Below are 21,603 nucleotides of genomic sequence, written 5' to 3'. Positions count from 1 at the left end.
CCTTCTTTGCGGGCCCGGTGGACGCCTTCGCGGGCCCCCCGGCCTTCACCGACTTCACCGACTCCCGAGTCGGGCGTTTTGCGGCTTTTGCCGGTTGACTCGTAGACTGTTCGCCCACAGCGGAATCACGGTCTTCCGACACCCCATCAGCCCCCTTGGCCTGCGCTCTCACCGGCTTGTTGGACACCTGGCCAGCCTAGAGCCAGGCACTGACATCCGCCCCGGTCACTGTGGATCCGTCCCCAATCGGCCCCCTGCCGCGTGATGGGGCGCGCCCGTGCGTCAAACTGGTTTGTGATTGATCGCACTGTTTTACCGTCCGGCATGATGGGGACCACGGTTCCCTGAACAGGCCGACAAGGAGAGAACTCGTGGACGACGTTCTGCGGCGCGCCCCGCTTTTCGCGGCGCTCGATGATGAACAGGCCGCGGAGCTCCGCGCCTCGATGAGTGAGGTGACCCTCGCACGCGGCGACGCTCTCTTCCACGAGGGCGACCAGGGTGACCGCCTGTACGTGGTCACCGAGGGCAAGGTGAAGCTCCACCGCACGTCCCCTGACGGACGCGAGAACATGCTGGCCGTCCTCGGCCCCGGCGAGCTGATCGGTGAGCTGTCGCTCTTCGACCCGGGCCCGCGCACCGCCACCGCCACCGCGCTGACCGAGGTCAAGCTCCTCGGCCTCGGCCACGGCGACCTCCAGCCCTGGCTGAACGCCCGCCCCGAGGTGGCCACGGCCCTGCTGCGCGCAGTCGCCCGCCGACTGCGCAAGACCAACGACCAGATGTCCGACCTGGTCTTCTCCGACGTACCGGGCCGTGTCGCCCGCGCCCTCCTCGACCTGTCGCGCCGGTTCGGCGTCCAGTCGGAGGAAGGCATCCACGTCGTCCACGACCTGACCCAGGAAGAGCTGGCCCAGCTGGTCGGCGCCTCCCGCGAGACGGTCAACAAGGCGCTTGCCGACTTCGCGGGCCGCGGCTGGCTCCGCCTGGAGGCGCGCGCCGTGATCCTGCTGGATGTGGAGCGCCTGGCGAAGCGTTCGCGCTAGCCGGACACCACCCCCTCACGACGGGAGAGGCCCCGCCGGACGGCGGGGCCTCTCGCGCGTCACGGCGCCTCGGCCACGCGTCGGCGCCTCGCAGCCCCGATATCAGCGCCACGGGCGTATCAGCGGCTCAGATCAGCCCGTGCTCGCCCAGGTACTCCAGCTGCGCCCGCACCGACAGCTCCGCCGCGGGCCACAGCGACCGGTCCACGTCCGCGTACACGTACGCCACCACCTCCGTGGCCGAGCGGTGCCCGGCCTCCACCGCCGTCTCCACCTGGGCGAGCCGGTGCGCGCGGTGGGCGAGATAGAACTCGACCGCGCCCTGTGCGTCGTCCAGGACCGGACCGTGCCCCGGCAGCACCGTGTGCACCCCGTCGTCGACCGCCAGCGAGCGCAGCCGCCGCAGCGAGTCGAGGTAGTCGCCGAGCCGCCCGTCCGGGTGCGCGACGAGCGTGGTGCCGCGCCCGAGGATCGTGTCGCCGGTCAGCACCGCCCGGTCGGCGGGCAGATGGAAGGAGAGCGAGTCGGAGGTGTGCCCCGGGGTCGGGACCACCCGCAGTTCGAGCCCTCCGGTGGTGATCACGTCGCCCGTCGTCAGCCCCTCCTCGCCGAGCCGCAGCGCCGGGTCCAGCGCCCGCACCGCCGTACGGGTCAGTTCGGCGAAGCGCGCCGCGCCCTCCGCGTGGTCGGGGTGACCGTGGGTGAGGAGGGTGAGGCCGATCCGCCGGCCGGCGCGCTCGGCGGTGTCGATGACGGCCTGCAGATGGCTGTCGTCCAGTGGGCCCGGGTCGATGACGACCGCGAGGTCGGAGTCGGGCTCGGCGACGATCCAGGTGTTGGTGCCGTCGAGCGTCATCGCCGAGGCGTTGGGGGCGAGGACGTTGACCGTACGGGCGGTCGCGGGGCCGGAGAGGACCCCGCCGCGCGGCTGCCCGGGCAGCGCTGCTGCGTCGCTCATGCGGAACCATCTCCGGTCGGGACGTGCTTGGTGAATTCGTCGTGCCCCGGCCAGCTCAGCACCAGTTCGCCGTCCTCCAGCCGGGCCTGTGCCAGTACGGGGGTGAGGTTCTGGGAGGACGCGGCCTTCAGCGCCTCGGCAGCGGTGCCGTACGGGCGCAGCTGACGCAGCGTCGACACGGTCGGCGGCATCATGAGCAGCTCGCCCCGGTCGTATCCGTCGGTGGCGTCCGCCGGGGAGATCCATAGCGCGAGGTCGGCCTCGGTGGAGGCGGAGGGGGCACCTCCCACGCCTTCAGGGCCATGGGAGAGGGTGCGCTGGCCCTCGGGGAGCGCGGCGACGAAGAACCAGGTGTCGTAGCGCCGGGGTTCGAACTCGGGCGTGATCCAGCGCGCCCACGCCGCGAGCAGATCGGAGCGGAGTACGAGCCCGCGCCGGTCCAGGAACTCGGCGAAGGACAGCTCGCGGGCGACGAGGGCCTCGCGGTCCGCCTCCCAGTCGGCGCCCGTGGTGTCGCTGACGACGGTGTCGGCGGTCGGCCCGGCAAGGAGAACACCCGACTCCTCGTACGTCTCACGGACCGCTGCACAGACGATGGCCTGCGCCTCGGTGACCGTACCGACGCCGAGCCGCTCGGCCCAGAGCTCCAGCGCGGGTCCGGCCCAGCCGACGAGGCGGTCGTCGTCGCGCGGGTCGACGCCGCCACCCGGATAGGCGTACGCACCTCCGGCAAAAGCCATGGAGGTGCGGCGGCGCAGCATGTGGACGGTGGGCCCGCCCTCGGTGTCAGCGGGGTCCCGGAGCAGCATCACGGTGGCAGCGCGCCGGGGCGTCGCGGCCGTGAGCTCGCCTGCGGCGAGTGCCCGGATCCGGTCGGGCCATTCCGGTGGGTACCACTGACCATTGGACATGGCCGGAGGCTATCCGGAACCGCGACGATGTTCGAGAGGCAGCAAGGGGCGCACGGGACGCGACACACTTCACACATGGACCCGGGACCGTGAAACGCGTGATCCCGCCCGGCCGCACGGACCGGCCGTGAAACGCGTGATCCCGCCCGGTCGCACGGACCGGGCGGGATCATGGATCACGGAGGTACCCGCCTCACTGCGGCAGCGGCTCAGGCCCCGTCCAGCTCGACCTGCACCTCGACCTCGACCGGCGCGTCCAGCGGCAGCACCGCGACGCCCACGGCGCTGCGCGCGTGCACGCCCTTGTCGCCGAGCACCGCGCCGAGCAGCTCGCTCGCACCGTTGATCACGGCGGGCTGCCCGGTGAAGTCGGAGGCCGAGGCGACGAAGCCCACGACCTTCACGACCCGCTTGATCCGGTCCAGGTCGCCCGCGACCGACTTCACGGCGGCCAGCGCGTTGAGCGCGCAGGTCCTGGCCAGCTCCTTGGCCTCGTCCGGCGTGACCTCCGCACCGACCTTGCCGGTGACCGGAAGCTTGCCCTCCACCATGGGCAGCTGGCCCGACGTGTACACGTACACACCGGACTGGACGGCCGGCTGATACGAGGCGAGCGGCGGTACGACGTCCGGCAGCGTCAGTCCGAGTTCGGCGAGCTTCGCCTCGACGGCGCCCGCCATTACGGCTTCTCCCGCTTCAGGTAGGCCACGAGCTGCTCGGGGTTGTTCGGGCCGGGAACGACCTGGACCAGCTCCCAGCCGTCCTCGCCCCAGGTGTCCAGAATCTGCTTCGTCGCGTGCACGAGAAGCGGCACGGTCGCGTATTCCCACTTGGTCATAGGCCGACTGTAATGCCTGGCACGTACGGGCTCGTGCGTAGCCCGGGGCCGTACTGGTTAGGCTCGAATACGTGAGCAGGTTCCAGGTCGTCAGCGGCAAGGGCGGTACCGGTAAGACCACGGTCGCCGCCGCCCTCGCGCTCGCCCTCGCGACCGAGGGCAAGCGCACCCTCCTCGTCGAGGTCGAGGGCAGGCAGGGCATCGCCCAGCTCTTCGAGGCGGATTCCCTTCCGTACGAGGAGCGCAAGATCGCCGTCGCGCCGGGCGGCGGCGAGGTGTACGCCCTCGCAATCGACGCGGAGCGTGCACTCCTCGACTACCTCCAGATGTTCTACAAGCTCGGCAGCGCGGGCCGGGCGCTCAAGAAGCTCGGTGCGATCGACTTCGCCACGACGATCGCACCCGGTGTACGGGACGTGCTGCTGACGGGCAAGGCCTGCGAAGCCGTACGCCGCAAGGACAAGCAGGGCCGGTACAGATACGACTACGTGATCATGGATGCGCCGCCCACCGGCCGCATCACGCGCTTCCTCAATGTGAACGACGAGGTGGCGGGGCTGGCCCGGATCGGCCCGATACACAATCAGGCGCAGGCCGTGATGCGGGTGCTGAAGTCCCCGGAGACGGCGGTCCACCTGGTGACGCTGCTGGAGGAGATGCCGGTCCAGGAGACCGCGGACGGCGTCGCGGAGCTGCGGGCGGCCGAACTGCCGGTGGGCAAGGTCATCGTGAACATGGTGCGGCCGCATCTGCTGGACGAGGACGCGCTGCGTACCGCCTCCGGGAGCCGCCGCAAGGAGATCGCCAAGGCGCTCACCCGGGCGGGCGTGACCGGGTCCGCGGCGCTGGTACGTCCGCTGATCGAGCAGGCCTCCGAGCATGCCCAGCGGGTCGAGCTGGAGCGCGAGCAGCGCGCGGCCCTCGCGGGTCTGGAGCTGCCGACCAACGAACTTCCGCTGATCGGCGAAGGCGTGGACCTGCCCGGTCTGTACGACCTGGCGGTCGAACTCCGCAAGCAGGGCGTCGACGAAGAGGCGGGCCAAGGGGTGGGTGCATGAGAACGGGTACGGAACCGGGCACCGATGCGCGTACGGACGCCGGTACAGGCACAGCCACGGCCACCGCGCCCGCGCTGGACACCGACGCGCTGCTCGACGATCCGGACATCCGGATCATCGTGTGCTGCGGCTCGGGCGGCGTCGGCAAGACCACGACCGCGGCGGCGCTGGGTGTACGGGCCGCCGAGCGCGGCCGGAAGGTCGTCGTCCTCACCATCGACCCGGCCCGCAGGCTCGCCCAGTCCATGGGCATTCTCTCGCTGGACAACGTCCCGCGCCGGGTGCCGGGCATCGAGAGCGCCGGTGAGGGCGGCGGTGAACTGCACGCCATGATGCTCGACATGAAGCGGACCTTCGACGAGATCGTCGAGGCGTACGCGGAGGGCGAACGGGCGCGCGCGATCCTGGAGAACCCCTTCTACCAGTCCCTGTCGGCCGGTTTCGCGGGCACGCAGGAGTACATGGCGATGGAGAAGCTGGGGCAGCTGCGGGCGCGCAACGAGTGGGACCTGATCGTTGTCGACACCCCGCCGTCGCGTTCCGCGCTGGACTTCCTGGACGCGCCCAAGCGGCTCGGCTCGTTCCTGGACGGGAAGTTCATCAAGCTGCTGATGGCTCCGGCGAAGATGGGCGGCCGGGCCGGGATGAAGTTCCTCAACGTCGGCATGTCGATGATGACGGGAACGCTCGGCAAGCTGCTGGGTGGCCAGTTCCTGCGCGACGTACAGACGTTCGTCGCGGCGATGGACACCATGTTCGGTGGATTCCGGACCCGGGCGGATGCCACGTACAGGCTGCTGCAAGCGCCCGGCACGGCGTTCCTCGTCGTCGCGACACCGGAGCGGGACGCACTGCGCGAGGCCGCCTACTTCGTGGAACGGCTGGCCGCGGAAGACATGCCCCTGGCCGGTCTGGTCCTCAACCGGGTCCACGGCAGTGACGCCGCCCGGCTCTCTGCCGAGCGCGCCCTGGCAGCCGCAGAAAATCTTGACGACATCGGCATTGTGGATCAGACCACCGGGAAGGCTGGACTTCGTGACCCGGCCGACTCGGCAGTCACCTCTCCCGAAGACCCCGAGTCGCCGCCCTCTCCCGCCCGTTCCGAGCACACCCAGGATGCTGACACCGAACCAGAGGCTGATGCCGTCTCCGTCGAGCAGCTGACCGCAGGCCTGCTGCGTCTGCACGCTGAACGCATGCAGGTGGTCGCGCGCGAACAGCGCACCCGCGACCGCTTCACCGCACTGCACCTCGAGGTCCCCGTGACCGAAGTCGCGGCGCTGCCCGGAGATGTGCACGACCTCGCAGGACTGCGGGCCGTCGGGGACCGGCTCGCGGCCGATTCCGCTCCGGCCGGAGCTGCGTAACCCACCCGGACGGCCGGGTGGACCCCCAGCGGTCTACCCCACGGCGGCATACGTCCCGTGCAGTTCGTCGTCCAGACCGATGGCCACCGGCAGGATGCCCGTGGACCGCTCGTACTCACTGCGAGCGGTCTCCAGCAGTCGGCGCCAGGACGTGACGGTGGGTCGCCTGCGCAGCAGCGCGCGACGCTCCCGTTCCGTCATTCCGCCCCACACGCCGAATTCGACGCGATTGTCCAGCGCATCGGCCAGGCACTCGGTCCGCACCGGGCAACCGGTGCACACCGCCTTGGCCCTGTTCTGCGCTGCCCCTTGTACGAACAGTTCATCCGGATCGGTAGTGCGGCAGGCTGCCTGCGCACTCCAGTCGGTTACCCAGCCCATCCCGGCGCCGTCCTCTCCCGAATCGAGGCTCCCCCACGGCGGTAGCGGCATATTCACCGCTGCCAGTTGAGGACGTTACGGAAGGCGGCGACAGCACAACACCCCCTTCGGGCCCAATCTTGAATGGCCCGAACGGACTATGCGTACGCGGCAGATCACCCAGGGGAGTGAGGCGAGGACATACAAGAATTTCCCCGCAAAATAGGGACAATTCACCTGAGTCACAACGGACGTTCGATGACACATGGGGCGATTCGGGGGCGCCCTAAGTGCTGGCCGAACCGTGGTCGGTCACGGCCGAATGCTGCATGGGGTTGATACGGAACCGGACTGCTGTGACAGTTGGGAGCAGCTTAGGCCAACGCATATACGCGTGTCCGGCGAATGAGAACGTAGGCTGCCCCCATGCCAAAGAACCGCTCGGGCGGGGGTCTCACCGCGACCCAGCAGGCCGCCAAGTTCCTCGGTGTCGCCGCACTCTCCGGAGTCGTGCTCGCAGGCATCGCGCTGCCGGCCGCCGGAGCACTGGGGCTCGCCGCGAAGGGGACGGTCGAGGGATTCGACGAGATCCCGGCCAACCTCAAGACTCCGCCGCTGAGCCAGCGCACCAAGATCCTGGACAGCAAGGGCGGCATGCTTGCGACGGTCTACTCGCGTGACCGCACCGTCGTTCCGCTGAAGGACATCTCCCCGTACATGCAGAAGGCGATCGTCGCGATCGAGGATGCCCGCTTCTATCAGCACGGGGCGATCGACCTCAAGGGCATCCTGCGCGCGATGAACCGCAACGTGCAGGCGGGCGGCACCGCGCAGGGCGCGTCGACCCTCACCCAGCAGTACGTGAAGAACGTCTTCGTCGAGGAGGCGGGCGACGACCCGGACAAGGTCGCGCAGGCCACCCAGCAGACGATGGGCCGCAAGGTCCAGGAGCTGAAGTACGCGATCCAGGTCGAGGAGGAGCTCGGCAAGAAGAAGATCCTGGAGAACTACCTCAACATCACGTTCTTCGGGCAGCAGGCGTACGGCATCGAGGCGGCCTCCCAGCGCTACTTCTCCAAGCCGGCGAAGGACCTGAAGCTGGAGGAGGCCGCCCTGCTGGCCGGCATCGTCCAGTCGCCGAGCCGCTACGACCCCGTCAACGACGCACAGGAGGCGACCAAGCGTCGCAACACCGTGCTCCAGCGGATGGCGGACGTCGGGAACATCACCCACACGGCGGCGGAGAAGGCGCAGGCGACGCCGATCAAGCTGAGGGTCAGCAAGCCGAAGAACGGCTGCATCACGGCCGCCAGCGGAGCCTCCTTCTTCTGCGACTACGTCCGCAAGGTCTTCCTCACCGACCCGGTCTACGGCAAGACGCAGGAGGAGCGGGCCAAGGTCTGGAACCAGGGCGGACTCACGATCCGCACGACGCTCGACCCGCAGGCGCAGGCGGGCGTGCAGGACTCGATCAAGAGTCACGTCTACAAGACGGACAACGTCGCCACCGCCGTGACGCTGGTCCAGCCCGGCACCGGCAAGATCATGGGCATGGGCCAGTCCAAGCCGTACGGTTTCGGGCCGAACGAGACCCAGTACAACTACTCGGTCAACAAGGACATGGGCGGCTCGAACTACGGCTTCCCGACCGGGTCGACGTTCAAGCCGTTCGTCGCGGCAGCCGCCATAGCACAGGGGAAGCCCGCGACCCAGGTCTATTCGTCGCCGTATGAGATGCCCTACCCGACGGTCCAGACCTGCGACAAGCCGTACGTGAACCTGAACGGCGAGCGGGTGCCGAACGAGGACGAGTCGGAGCGCGGTCCGTACGCGCTGAAGGAGGCGATGGCGAAGTCCGTCAACACCTACTTCATCCAGATGGTGCAGGACATCGGCCTGTGCCCGGTCATGAAGATGACCGACAAGCTCGGAGTGGTGCAGGGCAACGGGGACAGGCTCCCCGAGTCCCCCGCCATCGCGCTGGGCTCGAAGGGCCTTTCGCCGCTGACGATGGCCAGCGCGTACGCCGCGTTCGCCAATCACGGCACGTACTGCACGCCGATCGCCATCGAGTCGGTGAAGAAGGCGGACGGCTCCTCCCTCCCGGTGCCGAAGTCGACCTGCACACAGGCGATGACGCCGATCGTGGCGGACACCGTCAACACGCTGCTGCTCGGCGTGATCGACTCCGGTACCGGCCAGGAGGCCGGTCTGCAGAGCCGCGACAGCGCGGGCAAGACGGGTACGACCGATGAACGCCGGAACGCCTGGTTCGTCGGCTACACGCCGAACATGTCCGGCGCCGTCTGGGTCGGCAGTCCGACCCAGGCGGTCAAGATGGTGGGCATCAACATCGGTGGCGTGTACCGGGACAAGGTGTACGGCGGCCAGGTCCCCGGACCGATCTGGCGCGACGCCATGACGAACGCCCTCAACGGACTGCCCGCCCCGTCGTTCAACACCGTCAACATCCCGGACCCGCCGGACGACACGGACGAGGGCCGGGGCAGGGGACGGGACAGGAGGCGGGACAGGGGCGACGGCAACGACCCGTTCCCCGACATCAGCGCCTCGCCGGACCTCATCGGCGGGAACAACGGCCCCCCGCGCCCGGGTAACGGCGGCACGAAGGGTCCCTGACCGGCCGCTCGGTCCATGAACGAGGAGGTGGGGTGACCCGGAACATTCCGGGTCACCCCACCTCCTCGTATGTACGGTCCGCTCAGCCCGCGAGGAGCTTCTTCACCGCGGCGGCCACCCGGCCGCCGTCCGCGCGCCCCGCGACCTTCGGGTTCACGATCTTCATGACGGCACCCATCGCCCGCGGCCCCTCGGCGCCGGCGGCCTTCGCCTCGTCGACCGCCGACGCGACGATCGCACCCAGCTCGTCGTCACTGAGCTGCTTCGGCAGGTACGCGTCGAGCAGCTCACCCTCCGCCTTCTCGCGCTCGGCCTGCTCCGTCCGGCCGCCCTGGGCGAAAGCCTCGGCCGCCTCGCGGCGCTTCTTCGCCTCCTTGGCGATGACCTTCTGCACCTCGTCGTCGGAGAGCTCACGCGACGTCTTGCCGCTGACCTCCTCCTTGGTGATCGCGGTGAGGGTCAGCCGGAGCGTCGACGAGGTCAGCTCGTCGCGCGCCTTCATGGCCGTGGTGAGGTCTTCCTTGAGCTTGGACTTGAGCGTGGTCATGTGCTGATTGTGGCAGGTGCGGGGTGGCCACCGCCCGCCGGTTTTCCTGTCGCCGCGTCGTGTCTGCGACGATGGGCATATGCGCGCACGCTACGGAGTACCCCTGAAAGTCACGGCAGTCGGCGCAGCGGTCGGCGCCGCCGGGCTCGTTTACGCGGCAGGTTTCGAAGCCCGCTCGTTCCGGCTCCGACGGGTCACCGTCCCCGTACTCCCGCACGGAGCACGCCCGTTGCGCGTGCTGCAGGTCTCCGACATCCACATGGTGAGCGGCCAGCGCAAGAAGCGCGGCTGGCTGCAGTCGCTGGCCGGCCTGCGCCCGGACTTCGTCGTCAACACCGGCGACAATCTCTCCGACCCGGAGGCCGTACCGGAGCTGCTGGACGCGCTCGGTCCGCTGATGGAGATCCCGGGTGTGTACGTCTTCGGCTCCAACGACTACTACGGCCCCAAGCTCCGTAACCCGGCCCGCTACCTCTTCGAGAAGGCCCAGGGCAAGCACGGCCTCAACGGCAACGCCCCCGCGGTCGGCGTCGTCCACAACCCGTGGGAGCCGATGCGCGATGCGTTCGACGAGGCGGGCTGGCTGGACCTGAGCAACACCCGGGGCCGTCTCAAGCTCGACGGCCTGGAGCTCGCCTTCACCGGCCTCGACGACCCGCACATCAAGCGCGACAGGTACGCGGAGGTCTCGGGCGGCCCCGAGACGGGCGCCGACCTGTCCATCGGCGTGGTCCACGCCCCGTACCTGCGCACCCTCGACGCCTTCACCGCCGACGGCTACCCGCTGATCCTGGCCGGTCACACCCATGGCGGCCAGCTCTGCATCCCCTTCTACGGGGCCCTGGTCACCAACTGCGACCTGGACACGGACCGGGTCAAGGGGCTCTCCAGCCACACGGTCGGCGACCGGCGCGCCTACCTCCACGTCTCCGCAGGCTGCGGTACCAACCGCTACACCCCGGTCCGCTTCGCCTGCCCGCCCGAGGCGACCCTGCTGACGCTGACGCCCCGCGACTGAAACCCGGGGGCGCCTCGCCCACCGGAGCAGAAACCGGATTTCGTCTCCGGGCGCCGGTGGGCTAAAGTAATCGATGTCGCCGGGACACCGGCGGCAATCGGGGTGTAGCGCAGCTTGGCAGCGCGCTTCGTTCGGGACGAAGAGGTCGTGGGTTCAAATCCCGCCACCCCGACAGCTGAAGTAGCAGGCCAGAGGGCCCTTACCGACTAGGTAAGGGCCCTCTGGCGTTGCTGTGTGTCTATCTGCGTGACTAGTGCCCCTCCCGGCAAGCTTTGCCCCGTCGCGCCGCCCAGCACGCCCGCTCGCCGCGTTGGCCAAAGCCCTGGTAGCTCCGCTACACGGACAGAGCGCCACACCGCGATGTGCGGAGGCTGCGGCGGGTCGGCATCCGGCTGGCCCTTGAGGAAAACGTGGTCCCAGGTGAGGGCTCGCAGTTCTTCCGTACGCGCGCCGGTCAGCAGGGCGACGACGATGTACGCGTGCATCGAGGTCCCCTCCGCTGCCTTGAGAACGGCCTCGCCTGGGTGAAGGTGAGCGCCTTGGACGGGCGCCCTGCCTGCCCCTGAGGCACGGATCACAGCGCAACAAGCGTGTCTTCGCCCCGGCTGGCCGCGCCCGGCGGCGCGCCGGCGGCTGCGGGGGCGTGGGTGGAGGAAACCCACTGTGGCTGGGGGCGGTCGGCTCCACGGCTTCAGGCAGCCACTTTGGGGCGAGCCTCGCAGATCATGGCCCCACCGTCGTGCTTTAACGGGCAGGTCCACAGACTGCCCGACTCGCCGGAAGCTTACGGGGCCATGATCACTCGCCCCAAAGCAGCTCCAGCCCAAAGCCGCTCCACCGACCTCAGCTGTCAGTGGCAGTCGAAGCGCCAGCCCCACGGGAGGCCGGGGCACTGGCGGCAATGGAAGAAGTAGACGCCGCCACAGTCGCCCAACTGTATGTCGCCGGTGATGGTCAGAAGGTGCTCCATGCGGTGTCCGCTCTCGCAGTTCGGCCAGTCGGCAGGCTGCGTCCAGGCGGGCCAGCCGCCGACCTTCGTCCCGATGATGTTGGAGTCGGGTGGCCACATGGAGCCGCCCGTCGGCAACCGGAGACGAGGTTCCCAGGTCTCCCACATGTCCTTGGGTAGATCAAGCCACCTCGGAAAGTCCTCCGCTGTAATCGGGGACAACGTGGAAGGTTCCGGCATGTTGTCCTCGTCGTACTCCCCCTCGCTCACCCCGGGGATCTCGGACAGCAGCCCTCCAGCCACGACCTCCGCCTCGTTGCGCCAGTACAGCTGCGGCATCACCAGCCCGGGATCCTGCTCATGTATCAGCGCGCACCACACCAGCTGCAGCAGATCCTTCCCCTCCGGGAACTCCAACCCCGGCACATCCTGGGCAAACAGCTGGAGGATCGGCACCATCGGCACCGCGCCCGGGACAATCTCGGTGTGGTTGCGCCAGTCGGACCCGTACGTCCAGTGGTCTTCCTGCGCGCAGTACGGCCACGGCTCGTCCGCGGGCCACAGCAGCTTGCCTCCCAGCGAGCTCTCCCGCACGCCAGGGTCGCCGGGCTCCGGGTTGAGGAGGGTGGTTTCCCGGGCAAGGCCCGCGTACTCCGGTATCAGGGTGCGCAGATCCTTCGGGGGCAGCTCGGGTGTGTCTCCGGGCATCGTGGCTCCTCGAGCGTACAAAGATCGACGGGACGCTGCGGGCACGTTAGTACGTGCCACCGACAACCCCATACAGCAACGGCCGCCTCATCACACCCCCTAGATCTTGCCGCACGGGACTCGCAACATAACCGCGGCGCTCTGCACGTGATCGCCGCGCAGGCATGGTGAGCGTCACGCCTCGCGCCTGCGCGTTTGCGCATCCGGCCGCCGACTCGCCCCGAGGACAGCTTGTGGAACACGACTGCACTGCGACGGCCCCGACGCCTCGGAGCCGGTCGGACACCCTTCGGAGTGCTGGCGGGCAGGTAGTCCATGGCCCGCGGTGGCAGGCGTCGTCGCCGGCCATGTTCAGGCCGCCGATAGCGAAGCCTTCACATACGCGCCGCTAGCCACTTCACCCACTCTTGCAAGTTAAGACCCACCGGACTCACGAGTCGCGTAACTAGGCAATTTCAACTTCTGGAGCTAGCCACGAGCCGCTGACCAGTACTTGTCCCCGATCTGGCCTCCGGGACCCCGATTGGCTGCGGAAACCCGGCTTCCCGCTGTGGGTCAATTGGCGTAGACCCACAGGACTTTGGTGTCATACAACTGGGGTGACTGATCGAGTAGTTGCTGTCTAAAGCCCTTGGGGAGATCGCCATGTCTGGTGAGGCCACGCACTGCTGGGTCGTGGTGCTGGACATAGAGAACTTCAGTTCCCGGCCCGATCCGATCCAGCGTTCCCTGCGAAGCGGGATGTACGAGGTACTCCGTGAAGCGCTTGTACGGGCCGGGCTGTCGGCCGATGGCATCGTCACCGAGGACCGTGGCGACGGGGTCCTGATGATCGTTCCTGCGGTCGTTTCACCAATCGTTCTGGCCGGACCGTTCGTACGCGCCCTTGACGACGAGCTGAAACAGAAGGCGGTCGTCTACAGCCCCGCCCACGCGATGCGGTTCCGGGTCGCTCTGCACCAGGGGCTCGCCTCGCGAGACGGTGAGGGCTGGTCCGGGGACGCCGTCAACACCGCCTGCCGGCTGGTCGACGCGGGGCCGTTGCGCGAGGTCCTGGCCGCGGCGGCTTCGTCGCGGATGGTCTTCGTCGTGTCGGACGAGATCTACCGGGCGGTCGTCCGGCACGGACACCGTTCCATCGACCCGGCCGCGTATCTGCCGATGCCGTTCCGGACCAAACACGGCGAGCTCATCGAGAGCTGGGTGACCGTGCCCGGATCTCCGGCCCCGCCCGGTCTCCCCGCGGCGGCACCGGATCGCCCCGGGCAGGCCGGGCCCCCGGAGACGGGCGGACCCGAGGCCGGCGGTCCTCAGGCGGCCCCGGACGGGCAAGGGGGAGCAGCAGCCGGCCCAGGCGACCGGATATCGCCGAACGGAGCCGGTATCAGCGTCGGAACCGTCCACGGTGATGTGTTCCAGGGCAACAAGACCGTCAATGTCAACACGAACGGCCCAGTCCGGCCATGACAACACCGACGGGGGGAGCGCCGGCCGCGGGCGGCGCCGCGGGAGCAGCACCGCCCGCGGCCGGCACGGGGGCGGGCCGGGTGGGGCGGCGGATAACGCCGCCCCACCCGGCCCGGCGCAGGCTGCAGCCGAGGGACAGCCCCAGTCCGCAGACGGCGCGTCGGGTGCGCAGGGCAACGGGGAGGGCGGCGTCCAGGGCGAGCCTCCGCGTTCCGGCCCCGGAGCCGAGTCCTTCGAGGCCACCGGCCGGATGGGGCAGGGGTCTCTGCGCCACGACCGGGTACGCAACGCCTTCGCCAACGTCGAGGGCGACGTCTTCGGCGGCGACAAATACGTCCTGCTCCTGGGCGGCGCCCAGCGGCGCCTGCGGACCATCTCCCCGCTCCTGGACGAACGGGTGCGCTTCGCATACCAGGAGCCTCGTGGCCTGTCCGCCGCCCGGGAGGCGCTGGCGGGCCGGCATCTACTGATCCTGCGCGGCGCCCCCGGCCACGGGAAGACGGCCATGGCCGTCCGCCTGCTCCAGGGCATGGGTGCCACCACCAAATACCACCTGGACAGTGATGTCGACTTCGCCTCCCTCGTCGACCTCCTGGAGCGCGGTGGGGACTCCATCGAGCGCGGTGCGGCCTTTCTGCTCGACCAGCCGTCCGCGATCGCCGGCCTGCGCCGAGAGGTGTACGAGAAGGTGCAGGGCGCACTCGCCCTCGCGGGCGCGTGGCTGGTGATGACCGTCTCCAGCACCGAGGTCGCGGACAGCGAACTCCTGACGGCGGTCGTCGACGTCACCGAGGCGCCCGACCAGCGCGGCATCGTCTCCTCGCATCTGCGCTGGCGTCTGGGCGACGCGGTCCGCGACCGGCTCCTCGCCGACGACGGCATCGGGAAACTGCTGGACGAGCAGCTCGACGGCGACCCCGCCTGCAAACAGGCAGCCGATCTCGCGGCGGCGATCACCGAGGAGTGGGAGACCGGCCAGCTGGACCCTGAGAGCATCAAGAAGCGCCGTGCCCGCCAGGCCGACGAGGACTTCGACATCTGGGTCGAGAGCCTGCGGGAGCCCGCCGCCCGGAGTCTCGCGATCGCCCTCGCCGTGCTCAACGGCCTGCCGCAGGAGTACGTAGCCACCGCCGCCCGTGCCCTGCGCGAGCAGCTGGAGGACGACCGCCCGCATGTGCTGATGGCCGGGCCGAACGGTGAACCGCCCCGTATCAACGACCCCTTCGGTGCCCCGCGCCGCACGCAGCTGACCCGGCTGCGTGCCCGTGACATCGGCAAGGAGAACGGCGAGCCGGGCCGCGCGCTGGAGTACAAGGACCCCTCCTATCCGCGACGGATCATCCGGCACGCATGGATCCAGTACGAGATCCAGAGCGAACTGCTCGACTGGCTGTCGGCTCTGGTCGTGGACCCGGCCGAAGAGGTCCGGGTCTACGCGGCCGCGGCCCTCGGGGTAATCGCGGCAGAGTCGTACACCTACCTCTGCGACCAGGTCTTCCACCAGTGGGCGCAGAGCGAGAACCCGCTGCGGCGCGACGCCGTCGCCTATGCCCTTCAAATCGCCTCGCGCGACCCCTGGATCAGGGAGCGGGCGGACATGCTGGTCGCGGGATGGTTCGCCGATCGGAGCCGGCCCTATGCGCAGGCGACGGCGGCACGGGTGTACGGCATGGGTGAGGACCCCGAGCTCGCCGTTGCGGCGCTGGCCCGCCTCACCGTCGTCGACCGGGCAACCGTGGCCGTGGCCGTCGGCCGCAGCCTGACTGATCTGCTCGCGCAGAACACCGACTCGGCGGGGCTGGTGCTCCGCACCCTCCACGAGCGGTCCGCCGACCACCGAAGGCGGCCGACGGCGCTGCTCTCGTTCCTGATCGTGGCGGCCCAAGTAGTGGTGGGCAGGGAAGCGTCGGGGACCGACGGCTACATGGAGCAGTGGCCGGCCCTCCTCTATCTGGCGCACCACCGCGAGGAGTTGCGTGCACCGTTCATCGCCCTGTGGCGTGAGTCACTCAACCAGGCGGAATTCGGTAAGGAGGCCCAGCAGGTGCTGCGCAATTGGGCCGCGGTCGCCGAACGCGATCCGTCTCTGCGGTCCATGTTCCAGCTGATGGTGGGCGCGATCGCGTACGGGGACCCGAGAACCGGCCGGATCCTGCGACGGTGCGCGGCCGACTGGGTCGACCTGGACGAGCTGGCACCGCTGCCCCTGACCACTGCCGTCGTCCATGCTCAGCTCGATCTGGAAAGGGTGTGACATGACAGTCTCACTGATCCTCAACAACCGTCCGGTGTCACGCGGTCAGCTCGCCACCCTGCCCAACCTTCCGCCGAACTTTGCGGTCGTCTATCCCCTTGACGGCGGTGGCTGGGAGGTCGAGTCGCCAAAGCACCGGACGATGACCCAGCGGTGGCTGGGCAAGAACAAGCTCTGCTACGTCGTGGACCTGGGTGATCACCGGCGAACGGCCAAGCTCACCAAGACCCCGTTGACCTGCAAGGACCAGGCGCACCGGTTCGAGGCGACGATCGACGTCGGATTCCGGGTGCATGATCCGGTCGCGGTGGTGCGGAGCAATCTCCCCGATGTGCTCAGCGCCGTCTATCCGCATCTGGTCAGCAAGATCCGGCCGCACGCGGCGCGGTTCGCGATCGACGAGGCCTTCGAGGCCCAGGCCAGAATCAACGGGGCGCTGGCGCTGCCCATCCCGCTGCCCGAGGGCATGACGCTCTACTACTGCGATGTGCAGCTCGAACCCGACCAGGCGGCTCGTGAGTTCATCCGCAGCCGCACCAGGGCGGGCCGGGACTCGGAGATGGGCCGCATGCAGCACAAGGCGGCCGTCGGGAACACCCGCCACCAGGAAACGATCAAGAACATCGAGCAGGAGGCCCGGATCGAGCGGGACAAGCGGGAACGCGCCGCCCTCGCCTCCGTACAGCTCGACTTCCGCAGCCTTGTCCTCGAACACCTGGCGAAGCACCCGGACGACACCGAGAAGGCTATGGATCTGCTGATGCGCTGGGAGGAGGGACGACAGCTGCGAGCCCTGGACCAGGAGCAGCGGCAGGTCGAGATGGTCCGGTACATGATCGACAAGGGCATAGTGCGGGAGGTGGATCTGCCCGGCCTGCGAGAGGGTGTGCTCGGGCCGTCGGCCAGTGTCTTCGGCGGGATGCTGCCGCCGGCTACCGGGGCGCTTGCGCAGACGGCGTCGGCAACCCCGCATGCGCTGCCGCCGGTAGCGCAGACGGCACCGCCCGCGCCCCAGCCGCCGGCGACCCCGCCGTGGGGCGGGACCCGTCCCGACGCCGCGCAGCGGTCCGGTGGCACCCCATCCGCCCCGCCGCCTGACATCCGCCCGACGACGGTCGGCCTCGCTCCGGTCTACGTCGTCCTGGACACCTCCGCGTCCGCGGCCGGCTGTGTCACCGAACTCCGTGACTCGCTCCGGTCATTGCAGACCCTGCTCGCCAACAGCCCGGATGTGACCTCGGCCGTACGGCTGTCCGTACTGACCTTCTCCGACACGGCCGACGTCCGGATGCCGCTCACGCGGGTGTCGTGGCAGACCGGCGTCCCCGACCTCCAGGCAGGAAACGGCTGCCGGTACGAACCCATTTTCCGCCGCCTGCTGGAGCTCGTACCTCTGGAGACGGAACGGCTCAAGCAGCAGGCGCCGCGTGTGAACCGCCCCACCGTCTTCCTCCTCGCCGCGGGCGACCCGGAGGACGGCGGCCAGTGGCAGGCCGCGCACCAGCAGCTGATGCAGCACCAGTACCGGCCGAACATCGTCGCCTGCGGCATCGGTGCGATCGACCGGCGGACGGTGGCGCGGATCGCCAGCCCCGCCGAATTCGCTGTCGCGGCGAACGCACACGCGGACCTGGCGGAGTCGGCAGCGCAGTTCTCGATGCTCCTCCAGAACACCGTGCTCCACCTGGGGCGGAGTGCAGTCGCCGGCTCCTCCGAGCTGCGACTGGAACGCCCGCAGGGACTGAGCCCCATCGAAGATGTCGAGTAGAGAGAGTCGAAAGAAATGGCCGAAACCCTAGGGCAGTTGCTGCCGGTGTACGTACTGGCGGACGAGTCCGGTTCCATGCATCCCTACGTCGGTGACCTCAATGCCGGACTCGCCTCGCTCCACCGGGCCATGCTCGGCGAGCCGATGGCCGCAGCGAAGGTCCGCTTCTCGGTGCTGGGGTTCGCCAACAGTGTGACCGAGCGGCTGATACTCGCCGATCTGCGGGCCGAGAGCGAGCTGCCACGCCTTACGGCGAGCGGCGGCACGAGCTACGAGGCGGCCTTTACCGCTCTGCTGAGACGGCTCCCGCAGGATGTGGACACGCTCAAGAGCCAGGGTTACCGCGTTCACCGGCCCGCGGTGTTCTTCCTCAGTGACGGACAGCCGAACTTCGGAGAGGCATGGCAGGACAGACACCGGGAGCTCACTGACCGCTCGGTGACCAAGGCGGCGCCCAACATCATTGCCTGCGGCATCGGCCAGGCCGAGGCCGAGACGATACTCAGCGTCGCCACACAGTCGGAGTTCGCCTTCATCTCGGTGCCCGGTGCCCAACTGGGCGAGTCCATCGCTCAGTTCTTCACCGCGCTCACCAAGAGCGTGGTGGAGTCAGGCAATGCGATGGCGTCGGGCCAGCCGGAGCTGGTGGTCGAGCGGCCGGAAGGCTTCCGGCTCGCGATTGACGAGGTGTGAGCGTGGCGCGTTTCTTCGGGCGGCGACGGGAGAACGAGGGGAAGCCCTCCGAATCCTCCGGCGCCGCCGAGTCCCCGGCGGGGAACCGGATGCCGGACGCCCAGACCCCGGCCGTATCCAGGGACGGCCGGCCCCCCGCTCTGCCCCCGGCCGACAGACCGCATTCCGGGCCGCCGACGCCGGGACACGGGTCGACGCCGGGACACGGGCCCGCGTTCCCGGCGCGTCACGCGCCTCCGCCGGGGCAGGGAGCATCCACCGGCTACGGGCCGTCGGCCGGTCACCGGCCTCCGCCGGGCCAGGCGCAGCGGGCGGCGCCCGTCCTGCCCCACCAGCAGCCGGACCGCGGTTCCCCGGTGCCCGCACAGAACACACGGGAGCCCCGGCCCCCAGGGGCACAGCCGCCGGCCTGGGCCCGTTTCGTGCTCGGCCGGCCGACCGCCCGGTTCGAGCCGAAGCCGCCGCCCGCGGACCCCTACCGCCCCGACACGCTGTTCGACGGCTGGTCCACACCGGGGCTCACCGTCCGGCTGGCCTCCGTGCGCGGTGACGCGCACCGCTTCGGCGGGCAGCCGCGCCAGGACGACATCGTGGTGGCGGCGCACGAGCCGACCGATGCGGTTGTGTTCGCTGTGGCGGACGGCGTCTCAGCGGCTCCTCAGTCGCATGTGGGCGCCGCGCTGGCCTGCCGTACCGCCGTCGCCGACGTACTGAGGCAGCTGGACGAAGGACGGCCGCACGTCGACTGGAACCGGGCCGTCGCTGCGGCCGCGTACCAGCTGTTCATGCGGGTGACCCGCGGTCCGGAGCCGACCCGGGAGCAGAAACAGGAAGCCCAGGCCCTGCTGGCCACGACCCTGGTGACGGGCGTCGTGCGGCTCACCGGGAGCGGACAGCTGGAGGTCAATCTGGTGCACGTCGGGGACAGCGGTGCCTGGATGCTCCATGAGAACCGATTCCACCCGTTGCTGGGCGGCAAGGAGGAGCGTGCGGACGGGGTCTTCTCCTCCGCGGTGTCGGCACTGCCATGGGTGCCGCCGCAGATCGAGGGGACCTGGTACACGGTCCCCGAGGACGGGGTGCTGCTGATCGGGACGGACGGGTTCGGCGATCCGCTGGGGGACGGCACGGGGAGGATCGGGTCGGTGATTGCGTACGAGTTGGGCCGTCCGCCTCGTGAACCGCAAGCCGTCGCGCAGCTGCTCGACTTCTCCCGCGAGACATTCGACGACGACCGGACCCTGCTCGCGGTCTGGCCGCGTCACCGCCTCGACGAGAGCGGCGGCCCTGGACCCGCAGCGGCCCGGACAGGCGGAGCGCCGGGATGAGCGGGGCGTATCCGGGAGCCATGGATGCCGACCGGGTAGTGAAGGGGCGGAAGTTCAACTCCGGCGGTCAGGGCTCGGTGTGGGCGGTCAAGGACCGGACCATCAACGGGACCTGGCCGGTGGCCTACAAGGAGTACCACACCAGGATCCGCCCCGAGCTCAAGCCCGAAGTCCTCGCCGCGATGGTCGACTTCATTCCGTCCCTGCCGCACGGCACCGGCCAGTGGCTCGCCGAGTGCACCGCCTGGCCGGCTGTGCTGGTGACGGACTCCGCCGGGGTGAGCGGCTTTCTGATGCGGCAGATCCCCGAACGGTTCTTCCGCCGGTTCGACTTCGCGCCGGTCGAGTCGCGGCCCGCGGGCTTCCAGTACCTGCTGAACGGCCCGGCCTACTTCGATACAGCGGGCTTCACCATCACACCCCGCCAGCGGTTCGAGCTGCTCCTGGACTTCGCCCGCACGCTGGGGCGACTGCACTCCCTCGGCGTCGTCGTGGGCGACGTGTCGCCGAACAACGTGCTCTTCTCCCTTGACGGGACGCCGAGTTGCTTCCTCATTGACTGTGACGCGATGGCGCTGCACGGCAAGTTGGCGCTCCAGACAGCGGAGACACCCAACTGGGATCTGCCTTCGGGCGAGCGGTTGGGCAGTCCGACAGGCGACGCGTACAAGTTCGGGCTGCTCGCCGCACGGCTCTTCGCAGGCCAGCAGGACGGCCAGGACCTGACGGTTCTGCGTGCTGCCGACCCGGCCGTGGGGCAGCTGGCCAAGCGGAGCCTGTCCGCCGATCCCGCCAGGCGGCCGTCGGCGGAGGAGTGGCTGAGTGCCCTGGCCGACGCGGCTACCACGGCGCCCGCGACGCTTCCGCAGGCCACACCACCGCGAACCTCCGTACCGCGGAACGCGGCGGGCACGGCGTCATCACCGCCAGGTGCCGCACGGCCACAGCAGCCGCCGCGGACCGTGCCCAACACCCCGCCCATGCCCATGGCCCCCCGAACCCCCAATATGCCAAGGCCGACGCCACCCACGCCGGGCAAGTCCAGAGTCGGCCGGCGGTTCGTCGCGATCGTGCTGATCATCCTGGCCTTCGTCTACGGTCCCGATCTCTACGAGAAGATTGAGAAAGGGCTCCAATCCGGCAGCCCCGGCCAGTCGGGTCAGGGCATCGGGTCCAACAGCTCCGGCTCGTCCGCTCAGAACTCCGAAGAAGGCCAGGCGCTCAGCCTGAACGGCCTGCTGCAACGGAACGAGGGGAACCGTGGCGGCGTCGGCGAGGCGGTCCGCCAGATGACCGCCTGCCCGGGCCGCTCCGGACTCCAAAAGGCCAAGGGGGTGTTCGAGGACGCGGCGACGGAGCGGGACGAACTCGTGCGGGATCTGGAAGCGCTCGACCATGATTTGCTGCCCAGCTCCATGACGAAAAGTCTCGAATCCAGCTGGCAGGCGTCGGCCGACGCCGATCGTGCCTACGCGCGGCTGGCCGGCGAAATGATGAACAGCTGCACGCCCAAGGCCGTGCTGTCCTCGTCGCAGTGGCGGGAGGCGTCCCATGCGAACACACGGGCGACGCGCGCGAAGAAGGATTTCGTCTCCGACTGGAACCCGATGGCTGAGGAGCACGGGCTGGCCAAGATGTCCTGGGACGAGTTGTGACCGCGCCCCGTACTGTCCGACGGCTAGCGACCGGGTCC

The 21,603-nt window shown here is 69.4% G+C and carries 18 protein-coding genes, 1 tRNA gene and 1 pseudogene; 12 read left to right on the top strand and 8 right to left on the bottom strand.

Annotation, left to right across the window (positions count from 1 at the left end; translation table 11 throughout):
* Positions 1-371: 371 nt before the first annotated feature.
* Complete coding sequence (locus OH809_RS23100; protein WP_030925113.1) at positions 372-1,046, top strand: Crp/Fnr family transcriptional regulator; 675 nt, start codon at positions 372-374, stop codon at positions 1,044-1,046.
* Between the two features lie 127 nt (positions 1,047-1,173).
* On the opposite strand, the gene OH809_RS23095 is transcribed toward OH809_RS23100, so the two are convergent.
* The 4 genes from OH809_RS23095 to OH809_RS23080 all read right to left on the bottom strand — a co-directional run bounded on the left by OH809_RS23095 (position 1,174) and on the right by OH809_RS23080 (position 3,753).
* Positions 1,174-2,004 carry an MBL fold metallo-hydrolase gene (locus OH809_RS23095; RefSeq protein WP_366133474.1) on the bottom strand — a complete coding sequence of 277 codons (831 nt, stop codon included), beginning with the start codon at positions 2,002-2,004 and terminating at the stop codon, positions 1,174-1,176.
* On the bottom strand, positions 2,001-2,915 hold the full coding sequence (locus OH809_RS23090; protein ID WP_406420603.1) for an NUDIX hydrolase: 915 nt from the start codon (positions 2,913-2,915) through the stop codon (positions 2,001-2,003). Before OH809_RS23090 ends, OH809_RS23095 begins: the two co-directional genes overlap by 4 nt.
* Before the next feature lie 209 nt (positions 2,916-3,124).
* Entirely contained in the window at positions 3,125-3,595 is a 471-nt protein-coding gene (locus OH809_RS23085) for a RidA family protein (RefSeq protein WP_366689322.1), read from the bottom strand.
* Positions 3,595-3,753, bottom strand: coding sequence for a DUF4177 domain-containing protein (locus OH809_RS23080; RefSeq protein WP_019992579.1), 159 nt, complete (start codon positions 3,751-3,753; stop codon positions 3,595-3,597). The genes OH809_RS23085 and OH809_RS23080 overlap by 1 nt, the downstream gene beginning before the upstream one ends.
* 71 nt (positions 3,754-3,824) lie before the next feature.
* Here OH809_RS23080 and OH809_RS23075 point away from each other — a divergent pair, with 71 nt between their 5' ends.
* On the top strand, positions 3,825-4,811 hold the full coding sequence (locus OH809_RS23075; RefSeq protein WP_406420604.1) for an ArsA family ATPase: 987 nt from the start codon (positions 3,825-3,827) through the stop codon (positions 4,809-4,811).
* Positions 4,808-6,178 (top strand): ArsA family ATPase, encoded by a 1,371-nt coding sequence (locus OH809_RS23070; RefSeq protein WP_406420605.1) that lies wholly within the window; start codon positions 4,808-4,810, stop codon positions 6,176-6,178. The genes OH809_RS23075 and OH809_RS23070 overlap by 4 nt, the downstream gene beginning before the upstream one ends.
* A 33-nt stretch (positions 6,179-6,211) precedes the next feature.
* Here the strand turns inward: OH809_RS23070 and OH809_RS23065 are convergent, their stop codons facing one another.
* Complete coding sequence (locus OH809_RS23065; protein WP_406420606.1) at positions 6,212-6,559, bottom strand: WhiB family transcriptional regulator; 348 nt, start codon at positions 6,557-6,559, stop codon at positions 6,212-6,214.
* A 405-nt stretch (positions 6,560-6,964) separates the two neighbouring features.
* Between OH809_RS23065 and OH809_RS23060 the strand changes: the two genes are divergently transcribed.
* Complete coding sequence (locus tag OH809_RS23060; RefSeq protein ID WP_406420607.1) at positions 6,965-9,178, top strand: transglycosylase domain-containing protein; 2,214 nt, start codon at positions 6,965-6,967, stop codon at positions 9,176-9,178.
* Between the two features lie 82 nt (positions 9,179-9,260).
* Here the strand turns inward: OH809_RS23060 and OH809_RS23055 are convergent, their stop codons facing one another.
* The gene (locus OH809_RS23055; RefSeq protein WP_266984209.1) at positions 9,261-9,725 is read right to left on the bottom strand and encodes a GatB/YqeY domain-containing protein; all 465 of its coding nucleotides are present in this window, start codon (positions 9,723-9,725) and stop codon (positions 9,261-9,263) included.
* A 79-nt stretch (positions 9,726-9,804) separates the two neighbouring features.
* On the opposite strand from OH809_RS23055, the gene OH809_RS23050 reads away from it, so the two are divergent.
* Together OH809_RS23050 and OH809_RS23045 are read left to right on the top strand one after the other, a co-directional pair.
* Positions 9,805-10,743, top strand: coding sequence for a metallophosphoesterase (locus OH809_RS23050; RefSeq protein WP_393298198.1), 939 nt, complete (start codon positions 9,805-9,807; stop codon positions 10,741-10,743).
* Positions 10,744-10,841: 98 nt separating this feature from the next.
* A tRNA-Pro gene (locus OH809_RS23045) sits at positions 10,842-10,915 on the top strand.
* Positions 10,916-11,081: 166 nt separating this feature from the next.
* On the opposite strand, the pseudogene OH809_RS23040 reads toward OH809_RS23045, so the two are convergent.
* Together OH809_RS23040 and OH809_RS23035 are read right to left on the bottom strand one after the other, a co-directional pair.
* A pseudogene (locus OH809_RS23040) lies at positions 11,082-11,317 on the bottom strand (site-specific integrase); the annotation flags it as partial.
* Between the two features lie 276 nt (positions 11,318-11,593).
* Positions 11,594-12,400: a DUF1963 domain-containing protein gene (locus OH809_RS23035; protein WP_406420608.1), complete on the bottom strand. Its 807-nt coding sequence runs from the start codon at positions 12,398-12,400 to the stop codon at positions 11,594-11,596.
* A 645-nt stretch (positions 12,401-13,045) separates the two neighbouring features.
* Here OH809_RS23035 and OH809_RS23030 point away from each other — a divergent pair.
* From OH809_RS23030 to OH809_RS23005, 6 genes are all read left to right on the top strand, one after another.
* Entirely contained in the window at positions 13,046-13,867 is an 822-nt protein-coding gene (locus OH809_RS23030; protein WP_406420609.1) for a hypothetical protein, read from the top strand.
* Positions 13,836-16,121, top strand: coding sequence for a hypothetical protein (locus OH809_RS23025; RefSeq protein WP_406420610.1), 2,286 nt, complete (start codon positions 13,836-13,838; stop codon positions 16,119-16,121). Before OH809_RS23030 ends, OH809_RS23025 begins: the two co-directional genes overlap by 32 nt.
* A 1-nt stretch (position 16,122) precedes the next feature.
* Positions 16,123-17,889 (top strand): vWA domain-containing protein, encoded by a 1,767-nt coding sequence (locus OH809_RS23020; RefSeq protein WP_406420611.1) that lies wholly within the window; start codon positions 16,123-16,125, stop codon positions 17,887-17,889.
* 15 nt (positions 17,890-17,904) lie between these two features.
* Positions 17,905-18,582 carry a vWA domain-containing protein gene (locus OH809_RS23015; RefSeq protein ID WP_406515493.1) on the top strand — a complete coding sequence of 226 codons (678 nt, stop codon included), beginning with the start codon at positions 17,905-17,907 and terminating at the stop codon, positions 18,580-18,582.
* Positions 18,583-18,938: 356 nt separating this feature from the next.
* The gene (locus OH809_RS23010) at positions 18,939-19,910 is read left to right on the top strand and encodes a protein phosphatase 2C domain-containing protein (protein WP_406515492.1); all 972 of its coding nucleotides are present in this window, start codon (positions 18,939-18,941) and stop codon (positions 19,908-19,910) included.
* The gene (locus OH809_RS23005; RefSeq protein ID WP_406515491.1) at positions 19,907-21,565 is read left to right on the top strand and encodes a hypothetical protein; all 1,659 of its coding nucleotides are present in this window, start codon (positions 19,907-19,909) and stop codon (positions 21,563-21,565) included. Before OH809_RS23010 ends, OH809_RS23005 begins: the two co-directional genes overlap by 4 nt.
* Positions 21,566-21,603: the final 38 nt, after the last annotated feature.

It is taken from the genome of Streptomyces sp. NBC_00873 (genome assembly GCF_045207415.1).
Lineage (GTDB): Bacteria > Actinomycetota > Actinomycetes > Streptomycetales > Streptomycetaceae > Streptomyces.
Note: the sequence above shows the minus strand (reverse complement) of the source record. Positions and strands in the feature narration are given on the sequence as shown.